The sequence below is a fragment of the Paenibacillus sp. MAH-35 genome (genome assembly GCF_058135425.1).
The window spans coordinates 33,612-47,350 of record NZ_JBYUPU010000030.1 but is presented as its reverse complement, the minus strand read 5'-3'; the positions used below and the strand labels follow the sequence as shown (position 1 = coordinate 47,350).

14 protein-coding genes are annotated in these 13,739 nt (G+C 50.8%); 5 read left to right on the top strand and 9 right to left on the bottom strand.

Going from position 1 to position 13,739, the window contains the following annotated elements; genetic code table 11:
• Positions 1 to 68 precede the first annotated feature (68 nt).
• Both AC3Y2E_RS24805 and AC3Y2E_RS24800 read right to left on the bottom strand, forming a co-directional pair.
• Positions 69 to 2,318: a DEAD/DEAH box helicase gene (locus tag AC3Y2E_RS24805; RefSeq protein WP_379215249.1), complete on the bottom strand. Its 2,250-nt coding sequence runs from the start codon at positions 2,316 to 2,318 to the stop codon at positions 69 to 71.
• Between the two features lie 448 nt (positions 2,319 to 2,766).
• Positions 2,767 to 2,973, bottom strand: coding sequence for a hypothetical protein (locus tag AC3Y2E_RS24800; protein ID WP_332073663.1), 207 nt, complete (start codon positions 2,971 to 2,973; stop codon positions 2,767 to 2,769).
• A gap of 372 nt (positions 2,974 to 3,345) precedes the next feature.
• Between AC3Y2E_RS24800 and sufU the strand changes: the two genes are divergently transcribed.
• The gene (gene sufU / locus AC3Y2E_RS24795; RefSeq protein WP_379215188.1) at positions 3,346 to 3,780 is read left to right on the top strand and encodes a Fe-S cluster assembly sulfur transfer protein SufU; all 435 of its coding nucleotides are present in this window, start codon (positions 3,346 to 3,348) and stop codon (positions 3,778 to 3,780) included.
• A 107-nt stretch (positions 3,781 to 3,887) separates the two neighbouring features.
• Here the strand turns inward: sufU and AC3Y2E_RS24790 are convergent, their stop codons facing one another.
• Positions 3,888 to 4,580, bottom strand: a complete 693-nt coding sequence (locus AC3Y2E_RS24790; protein ID WP_379215186.1) for an LrgB family protein — start codon at positions 4,578 to 4,580, stop codon at positions 3,888 to 3,890.
• Positions 4,577 to 4,921, bottom strand: a complete 345-nt coding sequence (locus tag AC3Y2E_RS24785) for a CidA/LrgA family protein (RefSeq protein ID WP_379215184.1) — start codon at positions 4,919 to 4,921, stop codon at positions 4,577 to 4,579. Before AC3Y2E_RS24785 ends, AC3Y2E_RS24790 begins: the two co-directional genes overlap by 4 nt.
• 96 nt (positions 4,922 to 5,017) lie before the next feature.
• On the opposite strand from AC3Y2E_RS24785, the gene AC3Y2E_RS24780 reads away from it, so the two are divergent.
• Both AC3Y2E_RS24780 and AC3Y2E_RS24775 read left to right on the top strand, forming a co-directional pair.
• Positions 5,018 to 5,332 (top strand): heavy metal-binding domain-containing protein, encoded by a 315-nt coding sequence (locus AC3Y2E_RS24780; RefSeq protein WP_190924794.1) that lies wholly within the window; start codon positions 5,018 to 5,020, stop codon positions 5,330 to 5,332.
• Positions 5,333 to 5,638: 306 nt separating this feature from the next.
• Complete coding sequence (locus AC3Y2E_RS24775; RefSeq protein WP_379215181.1) at positions 5,639 to 7,546, top strand: ATP-binding protein; 1,908 nt, start codon at positions 5,639 to 5,641, stop codon at positions 7,544 to 7,546.
• A gap of 1 nt (position 7,547) precedes the next feature.
• On the opposite strand, the gene AC3Y2E_RS24770 is transcribed toward AC3Y2E_RS24775, so the two are convergent.
• The 4 genes from AC3Y2E_RS24770 to murC form a co-directional block, all read right to left on the bottom strand.
• Positions 7,548 to 7,787, bottom strand: coding sequence for an NHLP leader peptide family RiPP precursor (locus tag AC3Y2E_RS24770; RefSeq protein ID WP_379215179.1), 240 nt, complete (start codon positions 7,785 to 7,787; stop codon positions 7,548 to 7,550).
• Positions 7,788 to 8,169: 382 nt separating this feature from the next.
• Positions 8,170 to 9,111, bottom strand: a complete 942-nt coding sequence (locus AC3Y2E_RS24765) for a hypothetical protein (protein ID WP_379215177.1) — start codon at positions 9,109 to 9,111, stop codon at positions 8,170 to 8,172.
• Positions 9,108 to 9,899 carry a class I SAM-dependent methyltransferase gene (locus tag AC3Y2E_RS24760; protein ID WP_379215175.1) on the bottom strand — a complete coding sequence of 264 codons (792 nt, stop codon included), beginning with the start codon at positions 9,897 to 9,899 and terminating at the stop codon, positions 9,108 to 9,110. The genes AC3Y2E_RS24765 and AC3Y2E_RS24760 overlap by 4 nt, the downstream gene beginning before the upstream one ends.
• A gap of 134 nt (positions 9,900 to 10,033) precedes the next feature.
• On the bottom strand, positions 10,034 to 11,332 hold the full coding sequence (murC, locus tag AC3Y2E_RS24755; RefSeq protein ID WP_379215173.1) for a UDP-N-acetylmuramate--L-alanine ligase: 1,299 nt from the start codon (positions 11,330 to 11,332) through the stop codon (positions 10,034 to 10,036).
• 241 nt (positions 11,333 to 11,573) lie between these two features.
• Between murC and tlp the strand changes: the two genes are divergently transcribed.
• Positions 11,574 to 11,789 (top strand): small acid-soluble spore protein Tlp, encoded by a 216-nt coding sequence (gene tlp / locus AC3Y2E_RS24750; RefSeq protein WP_379215170.1) that lies wholly within the window; start codon positions 11,574 to 11,576, stop codon positions 11,787 to 11,789.
• Between the two features lie 97 nt (positions 11,790 to 11,886).
• Here tlp and rnz read toward each other — a convergent pair whose 3' ends face one another.
• Positions 11,887 to 12,804, bottom strand: a complete 918-nt coding sequence (rnz, locus tag AC3Y2E_RS24745; RefSeq protein WP_379215168.1) for a ribonuclease Z — start codon at positions 12,802 to 12,804, stop codon at positions 11,887 to 11,889.
• A gap of 329 nt (positions 12,805 to 13,133) precedes the next feature.
• On the opposite strand from rnz, the gene AC3Y2E_RS24740 reads away from it, so the two are divergent.
• Positions 13,134 to 13,676, top strand: a complete 543-nt coding sequence (locus AC3Y2E_RS24740; RefSeq protein WP_190924808.1) for a 1,2-dihydroxy-3-keto-5-methylthiopentene dioxygenase — start codon at positions 13,134 to 13,136, stop codon at positions 13,674 to 13,676.
• Positions 13,677 to 13,739: the final 63 nt, after the last annotated feature.

Below are 13,739 nucleotides of genomic sequence, written 5' to 3'. Positions count from 1 at the left end.
CTCCTGATATCGGTCATAGATAGTCTGCAAACGGATTTTAATAAACGGGGGTATAAAATCGGGACTACTCATATAGCCCCCAACAAATCTACGCTTTTTTGTTTGGCATGAAGGCCCTCTATCTCCGTACCGATACACGACGGACAGCCATCTTCACACGGGCATTTTCGAATTAAGTTTCGTGCCGCCGCCTTAATTTCATCGAACCGCTTGTAAACGTCTTCGGCCAATCCGATACCGCCGGGATAATGGTCGTATATGAAAATCGTAGGTAGCTGCGTATGTTCAGCCCTAATTTGTGAAACCACATGAATATCGCTACGGTCGCACATGACATGAATCGGGACGATATGCCTGAATACGTTGGATATTCCCACTAGCAGTTGTTCCAGCGTTTTCGTCCCTAGCGTTGGGTCTACTTCTTTTAATTCGATCCAGGTCGCGCTGGTATGCAATTCTTCTTCGGGGAGGTTTATGGGCCCGTATCCGATGTTTTCGAAACTTGTCAGACGGATTTTTTTAAAAAGAGTTGCCATAACATTAACCCGGACTTCTCCTAGATGGATGGAAGTAACGCGCCTATTTTCTGTCCTGTCTATATCTAATACATTAAGCTTTACCGCCAGGTTTGCGTCGGTGTAATACTCCACATCGACTTCCCGCACGTAGGCTTTTTTATGTTCCCAATCCAGCTTCTCTACTTGGTACTGTACCCCTTCATGCAAATAAATAGCTTCGTCATGAAGTAGGGTCATAGCGCTAAAACGGTCCATTTCCCCTATAATCCTATGGTTTGCCGTGTCGGACTGGTCTACGATAACTACGTTTTCCTGCGCTGCCGAACGCAGGCTTACTTCACTTGCCGGGAACGATTGATTCGCCCAGTAAAATGTATCCCCGCCCTGGTGCAGCACCTTTTGTTCTACAAGGTATTCTAAAAGATCCGCAACTTCTAACGGGCCGAATTCTTCCCCTCTTTTCATCGGAAGTTCATAAGCGGCACAACGCAAATGGTCCACTAGAATTAAAAGGTTTTCTGGGTTTATCCTTGCTGATTCCGGGGACCGATCAAAGAAGTATTCCGGATTCTGGACGATATACTGGTCTATAGGCGTATTGCTCGCTACCATCAGTACCAGGGCTTCGCCATGCCGTCTTCCCGCCCGGCCTGCTTGCTGCCAAGTACTAGCGACGCTTCCGGGATAGCCTGTCATGATGCAGACTTGCAGCTGTCCTATGTCTACGCCGAGTTCCAAAGCATTCGTACTTACGACTCCAAGAATGTCGCCGCTCCTCAAGCCTTTCTCGATTTCGCGCCGCTGTTGCGGCAAATAGCCGCCCCGGTAACCTCTTATGGATTTCGATCCAATGTCATTTTTAATAAGTTCCTGTAAATGACTTAGTATGATCTCAACTCTTACCCGGCTTCGGGCAAAAACGATCGTTTGTACTTTATTCGCCAAAAATTCCTTCGCTAGATTATTTACCGCTACTACAGCGCTTTTGCGGATATTTAGCGCTTTATTGACTACTGGCGGATTGTAAAAAACAAAGTGCTTCCGTCCTCTCGGCGCGCCATTGTCGTCAATTAACCGCATCGGCTTGCCAGTTAACTGTTCAGCCAGCTCCTTTGGGTTCGCAATGGTCGCGGAAGTACAAATAAACAGGGGATTGCTGCCATAAAATTCGCAGATTCTGTTGAGCCTTCGTATCACATTTGCTACATGGCTGCCGAATACCCCCCTGTACGTATGCAGTTCGTCAATGACAATATATTTTAGATTACTAAATAAGCTTACCCACTTCGTATGGTGCGGAAGTATGGCCGCATGCAGCATATCGGGGTTAGTAATTACGATATGCCCTACTGTTCTTACCAACTGCCTAATGGCTGGGGAAGTATCGCCGTCGTAGGTAAAGCTTTTAATGTCGATCCCCATTTCGGTAATGATTTCGTTCAGTTCGCTTTTTTGGTCTTGCGCCAGAGCTTTCGTCGGGAATAGGTAAAGGGCGCGGCTCCCGTCGTCTTCCGCAATCGCTTGTAGGACAGGAAGGTTATAACAGAGCGTTTTTCCCGAAGCTGTAGGGGTTACGGCTACTATATTCTCGCTTTTACGTACAGTTTCGTAGGCTGTGTACTGGTGTGTATACAGCTGTTCGATCCCCCGTTTGGTTAACGCAGCTTTTATTCTCGGGTCAACACTATCCGGCATGGGCTTTGTCTTTGCTTCTACAGGCGCGACTTCATGCCAGTTCACTATGTTTTCATCTGCCCTTAAATCCTGGATCAGCTGCGTAAGCTGCTTCCTTTTTAACATCATGGTACACCTCTTAATTGTCGCTTGCTATATCATGAAACGTCATCCAATATAAGCTCGATCGTATACAATATGTAGCCTGGCTCATCAGCTCGGGCGTATTTTTGATTTTGTCGGCATCTCTTCGATGGAGGACACTTTACCGGTAAGCCGGTTCATACGGTATTCCTCCCTCATCGTTTTATTCTTAATTGTACAGAATATACGTTCGTATGACAACCTGTGAATCAATGATTCACGAAGGATGACCGCCGCTCATCTAACCGGCTAAAAACGGGAGCGAACGACAAAAATCCGCCTGTTCGGCGGCGATTTGTCATTCCAGACTTAATTTTCAGACTATTGCAAAAAGAATCGTATCGGCTCTTGTCATTTCCTGCGCTTTCCCGGAAAATATTTTTATTTCCTCATCCGGGACGTCCATTTCCCCGGCTTCTTGCGCCAGCAGTCAGTACTCCGAGGCATCATCGTAATCGAAACGGAACTCGTCGGATTCGCCTTTGTATCCTTCATCCGGATATTCGGCCGCGCTTCCGTTCGCAAGCTTCGCCAACACTTCCCGATAGCTGTAAGAAGCCTGTTGATTGTCATCATGCTCCATCGCCACTTTCAGCGCTTGCCTGATGACGGCGTAATCCCTGTTTTTGAGCTGCATAGCGGTTCCCCTCCCTGGCTGCAATCCGTAACCCATCTCCTAGTTTGTCCCCTTCGGGCAAAAACATCCGATTTTGGTTAAACTTCATTAGCCCAAGTCCCTCTCGAATCTGATAAAAATGCCGGTCCGAATGAATCCGAAAATGAAGCATACAAATAGTTGAGGAAACCGGAGTTCGTCTGCAGGGCGAATATCCGCGCAAAGGCGTATCGGAGATGCCGCTCCAAGGGTTGCATTCCTCCGGGACGGGAGGGCTTGAAGCTCGTTGTCGCCGCTCTTGCGCCGTACTTGTTTTCAACGAACCGAAATTGGTGTACAATAAAAGGAATGAGTTGTACTTATCCCGATTGTCCAAACGTGAGGTGAATTCTTTTGCTGGAAAATTTATACAAGCAAATCGTCATGGATCATTACAAAAATCCCCGCAACAAAGGCAAGCTCGAGGGGGAGGGCTCGATCCAGTTCCCATATAAAAACCCTACTTGCGGCGATGTTATGGTGCTGTATATGACGGTGGACGACAACCAGAAAATTAAGGAAGTTAAATTCGAAGGGGAAGGCTGTTCGATCAGCATGGCGTCGTGCTCGATGATGACAGATCTCGTAAAAGGCAAAACGTTTGCGGAAGCGCAGCATCTGATCGAAGCGTTTACCGCTATGATCAAAAACGGCGAGATCCCCGAAGACGAAGACGAGCTGGGTGACGCCTTGTCCCTATCGGGCATTCATAAGCTGAGAGCCCGCCATAATTGTTCGCTACTCGGCTGGAACGGGCTGGACAAAGCGATGAAACAGCATACGCATTAATAGCGGTCTCTCGACCGTTACTAAAAACGGGTGACCTTTGATCCTACAGATTGGATCGGGTCACCCGTTTTTATGCATTCCGTTAAAACCGGATCAAGCTTCGCTGATTACTGCAAGAACGAGTAAAGCGGAATAGCCAGCAAAGACGTTACGATTCCCGCCAGCCCCATCGCAAAACCGCCCGCGCTCCCCTGCAGCTCCGATTCTCGAATAATTCTCGCCGTCCCAATCCCATGCGACCCGGTGCCGATTGCCGTGCCCATAGCCACATCGCCGCGAATACCTACGGCTCTCAGAAAACCGGGGCCGATCATGCTCCCGACCAGACCGGTTAAGACGGTCAGTACCGCTCCCAGTTCGGGAACTCCCCCCAGCAGTCTGACGATTTCAATCGATATCGGCGAACTGACCGATTTGGGCAGCGCCGTAAGCAACAGCTCCTTGCTCCCTCCGGCCAGCCATATGAAAAACGCGCTACTCGTCATCCCGCACAAGCTTCCAGCGATCACGCCTGCGGCGATTGCGCGAAATTGACGCTTTAGGAGGGCTGCGTGTTTGTACATCGGGACACCGAGCGCCACCGTCGCCGGACCGAGACAAAATACGAGCAAATCGCTGCCGACCCGGTAAGATTCGTACGGAATGCCGCTTACCAGAAGCAATACGATCAAGGCAGCCGAGCAGACGAACAACGGATGCAGCCATCGTTTCACTGCGTGCAGCCGAAGGGCGGCCGCGTAAGCGACTACCGTGACCGTGACTCCAAATAATGGATTACTCCACCAATCGTCCCCGCTCACCCGCGCTCCTCCTTTCCCGAGAGCCAGGTCGTAACCGCGCCTGTTATGAGCAGAACGAGCAGGGTTCCCATCACTAGGCTAAGCGCCATTCCAAGCGCATTTTCCCCGATCACTCTACTGAATACGACCGTCCCTACTATAAACGGAGCGAAAAACAGCATCATATGACGAAGCAAAAATTGGGCCGTATCCTCCACCCACTCCAGCTTCACAAAACCGGTAAACAAAGCCGCCACAAACAAGATCAGACCGGTTACATTCGCCGGCAAGGGCAGGTGAAGCAGTTCTTTCAGCAAAAAACCGGCAAAATGAAAGGAGAGCAGGATCGCAAGCCCTCTCATCGATATCCGCCCCCTCGTAAAATTTCCCTTTTTAAAGTTCATGGAAAAGTATATCATAAATAAGAATAGGCTATCGCACACGAGGAGGATTTACACATGATTCTGACAACTACACCTTCCATCGAGGGAAAATCAATCGTCGAGTACATTTCAGTCGTAACCGGAGAAGCGATTATGGGCGCCAACATCGTGCGCGATATTTTCGCCAGCATTACCGATATCGTCGGCGGACGTTCCGGAGCATACGAAAGCAAGCTGAAGGAAGCGCGGGACATGGCTTTTGAGGAAATGCGCTCGATGGCTTCCCGATACGGTGCCAATGCGATTGTGAGCATCGACATCGACTATGAAGTGGTTCGCGAAGGCATGCTCATGGTAGCGGTCAGCGGCACGGCTGTCCGGGTTCAATAATCGAACGGATGAACATCCGTTCCATTTGACTTTATGCCCGACAAAGATCATCTTCCTACACATCGCGCCCCATCCTTTGTTGGGGTGCCTTTTTATGCCGGATGAACACTCTGCGTATCTCCAAGCCTCTTAGACCTCCTTCATCCCTGTATCGTATACACCGAAAAAGCGTCCGAATAAATCACGTGGGTCAAAATATGTTGATTCTTCTCGAAATATGTCATATTTTAGAAGGTGTTCCATTCTAGCAAGTCGAATTTAGTCACAACGTGTTTTTTACTATGGATGTAGGCTTGAGGTGCTATCATGAAGGTCGTATGGAAACTGGTTGTAACGGGACTTGCCTTGCTGATTCTCCCCCTGCTGTCAGCAGCTCCCGAAGCTCGAGCAGAGATAACGGAAAGCCATGACATTCGGGAGTGGCAGTTTCGATGGGAACCTACCCCTTCCTTCGGCCCCGGCATCGATCCCACGGGCATAACGGATCAATGGGTTTCCGCCGATAAAGACACACCCGTGCCGGACATCCCGCACAAATTTTCTGCCGCCTGGATTAAGTTCGACCTCCCCAAGCCGGATCAAGCGGCCTGGAAGCAGCCCGGGCTTTTTATCGACAAATTGTACGGGCACCATATCGTCATCTATGCCGGAGACCGGGTGTTGTTCGAGTCTTCCCGTCCTTACTCCTACGACGTTTACAAGCTGGCGCTGCCGCTTGACCGGGACGATCTGGGCGAAACCGTATATGTGCTGGTGGAAACGCTCAGCGACCGGATCGGGCTTCACCAGACGATCAAGCTGGCGGACTATGAACGGACGCTCCCGGGATTTTTCAAGAACGATCTGTTTGATATGATGCTGGGCGGGTCGCTTGTTTTCTTCTCGGTCATTATGCTGATATGTTCCCTTATTTTGAAAAAGTCGCTTTTGTCCAAATGGCTCTCGCTGTCGATCGTCATCCTGACAATTGGCGCCCTGATCGTGACGTATTCACCGTTTGTTTATACGTTTTTGGGGAAATACGGACAGCTCAGCCTCGCTTTGTTTGATTTGGCTTTGTATGTTTTCTTGCCTACGCTCACTCTTTTTATCGAAAAAGCACTGGAGAGCCCGAAACGTTCGCTCCTTACCTGGTGCCGCAAGTTATTAACCGTTTTCTCCGTTTGCTGCCTTCTGTTTATGGTGATTAACGAAGTAACGAATGCCCAGTACATTAACTTCTATTACTTCTTCACGGGAACATTGCTTGGATACGTGATGCTTATTCAGTTTACGATTCTAATCAGCACCACCGTCATACGGGCGTTCAAAGGAAATAAGGACGCGGTTATCATGTCCACCGGATTTGCCGTATTCGCTGCAACGGGAATCGGCGAGCTGATTTGGTTTTATGCAAACGCCAAAAACTACGAGTTGTTCCTCTGGAAATGGGGCGTCGTCTGCTTTGTCATTGCTTTTATTATTATTTTGGCGCGGCAATTTGCCAAGGATCATGAGAGAGTCGTGAATTATACGAAGGAACTCGAGCTTTACAACAACCGGCTGCAAAAGCATGAAAAGATGGAGATCATTAGCGAGCTGGCCGCATCTGTCGCTCACGAAGTACGCAATCCGCTTCAAGTCACCCGCGGTTTCCTACAGCTTCTTAGCAAGAGAGCAGAGAATTCGGAGAAGACGTATATGAATTTGGCTTTGGCCGAGTTGGACCGCGCTTCCGATATCATTACCGACTTTTTAACGTTTGCCAAACCTCAGCTCGATGATATCAAGGTGTTGAACTTATCGGAGGAATTCAAGCATATCGTGGGGATTTTAGCACCGATGGCGCATCTTCAAGGTGGAGAAATCCGGCTGCATATACCGGAACATCTGTACATTCGGGGAAATTCCGCAAAGTTTAAGCAAGCGTTCGTTAATATCATTAAGAATAGTATAGAAGCTCTTGAGCGGGAAGGGTTAATCGAAATCCAAGCCCGTACGGAACGCGAGACGATTATCGTTCATGTCCGGGACAACGGTCAGGGGATGGAAGACGAAGAGCTCTCCCGGCTGGGAGAGCCCTACTTCTCGAGCAAAACGAAAGGAACCGGCCTTGGACTTATGGTTACCTTCCGCATTATTGAAGTGATGCAAGGAAAAATCGAGTTCAAGAGCAAGAAAGGAGCAGGCACCGAAGCGATCGTCCGTTTCCCTTCTGCCTCCGATCCCGTATAAATTACCAGGCGGCGTTAGATCCGGCGCCGCCATCGTCCGTTTTGGACGGGTTCGCAGGGATTACGAGATAAAATTCAGTAGACGATTCCTCAAACGCTTTCAACTCGATCTGATCCGGAACGTTCACTCCGAACGCTTCTTGAATAGCCGCTTTTGGATTGGTCAACAGCTTTTGTTTGAAGGCATCGTCCGCCCATGCTTTCTCGATAATTTGCTTTCTCAACAGTTCTTCAGACGTCATATGAACCCATCCTTTATTTATGATTTTGTTGTTATATCCTGCCTTGCAAAGACGCGCAAGAGACCAGCGCTTCGGACTCCTCTTAATCATATGGACCTAACGCTCGTTCCAACGTCCGATATGTATCCTCGAATGGCAGCTGGACTAGGTACACGCTGCCTCATATCGACAAAATCCCCCGGCAGAAGAGATTATTGTCATCGGCCTTCCCGGATCGCCGTCTTCGGATCGCTCAGCAGCTGTTGCATGAACGACGGTTCCTCCCATGCCTTTTGAATAATTTGCTTACTTAAAATAGTATCAGCCACCACGATCAACCATCACCCCCCAAATATGGTAAGTATTACTTTCTTAATTTAGCACAAAAGTCCTATGAAATCTACTATTTTGTCAATTCCTTCGACATCCAATAATAAAATCCGCCTTGGAGGAGACGGTTTTTCATTTGCTCCATTTCCGCCGCTTCCCGCTGCAATCCCGAAATCAAAAACAGATGAAAGTCGGACAGATGACGGATTGTCGTCTCTCCGCCATCGAACAGAAGGCCATGCCTTTCTTCCGCCATCCTCGCATACCCGGCCAGCCCGCCCTGAATATGAATAAAGGACAAAACCGCTTCCCGGTCGAGCAACACGTCTTCCCCGAGTCCTTTTTCCCGGCGTATGTAAGCCAAAAGCCCGTTCGCGCTTCCTAGTTGCAAATCTTCCTCCCAGTCGGCGCGGTCGTCAGTCATCTGCAGCGTAATCAACACACGGTCCACCGCATCCGATACATGCGGAACGATCTTCTCCATCCCCGCTTGCACCAACACCCCGGCCGAAGCAAGCTTCACAGGACTCGCTTTATGGGCGATCCGGACGGGATTCAGAAAATAATCGTCCGCCCCTCTCTCAACGGCTACACCGGACGCCCATTCTGTCATATATTGTCGATAGTGCGGCCAGAACGGAGAATCCGCTGCGAAGGATCGATTGTAGATCGTCACAAACTCCAGCTGGAACATGTGGGCTAACGCAAGCTGCTCCTTCCATTCGGCAGGAGCCGTATCCATCAGATCGTCCTCTACGAAAAAGTGCAGCATCACAAACACTCCGGCCAGAGCCATATCGCGGCAAGTCCGCTCGTTTACCCCATCCAGTTCCTTCAACCAAAACGGCAGTAAATAACAGATGTAATTTTTGGTGCTGCCCTCTTTGTACGGATGAAATTTGTATAAATAGGCAAGTCCGCGATCATTAAGCGGCGGTGGAAATCCCCCGATCATCTGCTCCGCGTCCCTGAATACGTCTCTTAACTCAGCTTCATAATCCGTGAACCAGTTCATGAGGAAATCGCCTCCTTCGCTCCTGAACCCTCGACAGGAGACCGGGCAAAGCTCATCCCGAACATCGGAATCTCCATGTCCGCGTCCGGATCGTGTAACCATTCGTCCAGCTCGTCCGCACGTTCCGCCGACAGGGGCTCGCCCAGCAAATATTCCGTCGATACCTTCATATAGCTGTACAACGCCGCTTTCTTGGATGGCGAATCCGCCCGGACCGCATATCGTTTTGTCCCTACAACAGCGAGCCCTCCGTATTGAAACTCCAATTTTAGAGCGTCCGGCAATTCAAGAAACGTTCTGCGGCCCCGTAAAGACTGCCGTGCCTGTCGATACAGCGAGAGGAACAGCGGAAGACGTTCGTTTCCTTGAAACCGGGCGTCGTCGAAATCGATGATTATAACTCTCGAAAGAGGATGAAGACGGTTGCAAACCCATTTCACAAATCCCCCGACGTCCTCCATATGCAAGATGACAAGTCTGGCCATGATCAGATCCAAGGCGGTCTGCTCGTCCAGCCGCTCATAGCTGCCGTGGATCAAATTCATCCCCTGATCGTTCCGAAGCGCGGCTTTCATGTACATCGGCCGGTCCAACTCAACTCCGGTACAAGCGGCGGATGGATAACGCTCCTTTAATTTCGCTAAATAAGCACCGTTGCCGCATCCGATATCCAGAATAGTAGTAGGCGCCTCCGGCAAATCGTCGAGCAGCAAGCTGCACTCCGTCTCAAAAAATAAATCTGTCGTTATATGCAGCATCTGATCCAGCAAATCAACCTTGTCGTTCAAAGCCAAACCCCTTTCGACAAAATACATTCCCAACAAAATCCATTATAGCACGAAAGTCCCGGGTTTTGGGCATAACAAAAACCCTCTATCCGGGATAGAGGGCGGCATTTGGTGCAACAATTCATACTTCTGCCTTATCTGGCTTCATACCACGACTGATACTTCTGAATATCCCCCGCTCCCATGAACAGCAGGACACAATCGCTGTATCCGTCCAGTTGTCCGATATTGCTCTCGGTAATGTGACGGGAGGTCGGGATTTTTTCCATCAGCGACTCGATCGATACTCCGCCGTCGTTTTCACGCGCAGAACCGAAAATGTTGCATAAGTATACTTCGTCGGACCCGGACAACGAGTTCGCAAAATCGTCGATAAACGTTTCCAGTCGCGAATACGTATGGGGTTGGAAGACGGACACCACTTTTTTGCCTGGATATTTGGCTCTTACCGCATCCAGTGTCGCGGTAATCTCGGTCGGATGATGCGCGTAATCGTCGATCACGACATTGCCCCTGACCTGCTTCTCGGTGAACCGCCGTTTGACTCCGCCGAATGTGGCAAGCCGGCTCTTGACCTGGTCGATGTTCAAATCCTCGAGGAGAGCGACGCCGATGACCGCAAGCGCATTAAGAACGCTGTGCCGTCCGTACGCCGATACGGTAAAGGTGCCTAAAGGATTGTTGTGCATAAACACCTCGAACGTCATCCCGTCCGCCCCCGCACGCACTTGCTCCGCACGCAGCTCGTTATGTTCTCCGAATCCGTAATACAGCACCGGCACTTTGGGCTTAGCCATTCGGCGCACTTGCGGGTCGTCCCCGCAGGCAACCAGATGTTTCTTGACACGGTCCGCCATCTCCTGAAATGCCGAAATGACGTCGTCCATGCCGCTAAAATAATCCGGATGATCAAAGTCGATGTTCGTAATAATCGCGTAGTCGGGCTCGTAGGCGAGAAAATGTCTGCGGTATTCGCAGCTCTCGAATACGAAGTAGGTGCTGTCCGCAACGCCGGCGCCCGTTCCGTCCCCGATCAGGTAAGAGGTCGGTTGCAACCCCTCGAATGTATGGGCGAGCATGCCGGTCGTAGTCGTTTTGCCATGTGCCCCCGTAACGGCAACACTCGTAAACTGGCGAATCCATCCGCCGAGAAAATGATGATACCGCTCTACCGGTATGCCGGCTTCGCCGCATTTGGCGATTTCCGGATGATCGTCCTTGAACGCATTCGAAGCGATGACGCGAATCTGTCCCTGTCCGAATTCGCTTTCACCAAACCGGTACATCGGAATGCCCCTGGTTTCAAGCGGCTTCTGGGTAAACAATTCGGTATCCACGTCGGATCCCTGAACCGGATATCCGGTATCATGCAGAACTTGCGCGAGCGCGCTCATCCCGGCACCCTTTATTCCTATGAAATGAACTTTTTCCATGAAGGATACCTCCCCACATTATGCTGGAGCTTAACTCGACCTGACGTACTTCCCATTATATGAGACGAAATGGAAACTGTGCTCCCGCCTATGGACGGGGCGGGGATAACAGCTCCGTATTGGTAAGCATTCCCGGAACTTCTCCGTCTTATAGCAGTCCGGCTGAACGCACACGTATATTTTTTGATAAAAGTGGCATCTTATCCGGGTATGGATTCCACCCGGAAAGGAGGGACTGAGAATGGCCAAACCGGACGATCGTTCCGACAATGCGGAAAAGCTGCAAAATATGAAGCAAAATACGATCGGCAACTTGGAAGAAGCCGAAAATTATTTGGCGGAGCACGCTGACGAAATATCCGCTACTGAAAAACAGGATATCGAGCAAAAAAACGAAAACCGCCGCGCAAGCATCTCGGGATTCCAATCCGAAATGGAAGACGAGATGAACTCCTGATAGTCGCCAAAGCGCGGATGAATAGTGAGGTTAAGCCCTTTTCAGCGTCAGGCTGAATCGGGCTTTTTTCTCCTTAAGCCGCCCCGTAGACCGCGCACTACCCGATCGTATAACTCCAATGGTCGCGGGCGATGTACGTGTCGCCGAAATGCTCCCGGGCATCCTCCAGCAGCCGGACCGCCTCATCTTCCTGGTAGCGCGAACTGATGTGGGTCAGAATCAGCGATTTCGCCCCGGCGCTCGCCGCCGTTAAGGCCGCATCCTTGGCGGTAGAATGATAATACGTCTGGGCCAATTCGTCAAGCGTCGCATCAAACGTCGCTTCATGGACGAGTACATCAGCCCCGGCCGCGAGCCGAACCGCAGCTTCGCAGCGCCGGGTGTCTCCGAGAATTGCGATTTTTTTGCCCGGAATCGGCGCCCCGATGCACGCGGCTCCATCCACTATCGTCCCGTCCGGCAGCTCCACCGTCTCTCCCCGCTTGATCCGGCCGTACAGCGGTCCCGCCGGAACGCCGAGCTCCTTCAGCCTGGAAGCGTCCAGCTTGCCCTGCTTGTCCTTCTCGACAATCCGGTAACCGTAGCTGTCGATCCGGTGATCCAGCAGCTCGCATCCGATCTCGAACCGGTCGTCTTCATAGACCGTTCCCTCGTGAATCTCGCGATAGGTAAGTTCGTAGGACAACCGGGCTTGACTGAGCCGGAGTACCGGCTCAAGCAGCGACTCCAGTCCGGGCGGACCGAACAGGACGAGCGGTGTCGTACCGCCCTGATTGGACCGGCTCGTCAGCAGCCCCGGCAACCCGTAAATATGGTCCCCGTGAAGATGGGTAATGAAGATGAACTCCAGTCGGCTCGCCTTGAGCGGAGAGCGCAGCATCTGGTGCTGCGTCCCTTCGCCGCAGTCGAACAGCCACATCGTCCCCCGTTCGTCGTAGAGCGTTAATGCGATGGAGGTTACGTTACGTTCTTTGGAGGGCATGCCCGCTCCCGTACCTAGAAAATATAGCTCCATACTTCTCCTTCCGCCGGTTGCGCTTGGTCTGCATCGAAGACGACTCCTGGGGGTGGACAAAAATTCCTCCTTTGGAGACGGGCGCTTCCGGCTTTATCCTGCATCTTTATGTAACTTCACGGCGGACAGCATTCCGCCGGATTCGAAGCGGTGTCGTGTATCCGTATCTGTTAGTCTACCAGAAACGGCCTGTTTTCGAAAGGGAACTAATTCTCATGTTTTCTTATCGGAATTTAAGAATTAAATTGTCCCCGTCCATCGACACGGCGCCCAATTTCGAATATAATACTGTAATAATAAGCAATCATCTGATGGAAAGAGGGAGACCGATGGCAGAGATTCGCATCCGCAATACGAATGAACGCATCCAGGGCGAACAAAATGTGAAATCGTTTCTGGAGAAGCAAGAGGTGCTTTACGAGCACTGGAATCCAGGCAAGCTCCCTGCCGAGCTGCAGGAGAAATTCGTCCTCTCCGACGAAGAAAAGCAGCAAATCCTAAGCACGTTCGACTCTGAAATTCGCGATCTGGCCGGACGCCGCGGTTACCGGACCTGGGATATCGTCGCCCTCTCCGACGCCACGCCGAACCTCGAGGAGCTGCTGAAAAAGTTCGAGCAGGTGCACACGCATACGGAGGATGAAGTTCGCGCGATTACGGCAGGTAAAGGGATCTTTATCATTAAAGGCACGGACGATGTCGGTTACTTCGATGTTGAGCTGGAAGCCGGCGACGTCATCTCCGTTCCGGAGAACAAGCCGCACTTCTTCACGCTTATGGACAACCGCAAAATCGTCGCCGTCCGCCTCTTCATCGAAACCGAAGGCTGGATCGCGCATCCGTTTGAAGACCCTGCCTTCCAAAAAGCTTAATCCGCTTAACAATTGCCGCCGTACAACTTCCGGCCTTGCACCCTTCGTTTCGAACCGGCAATC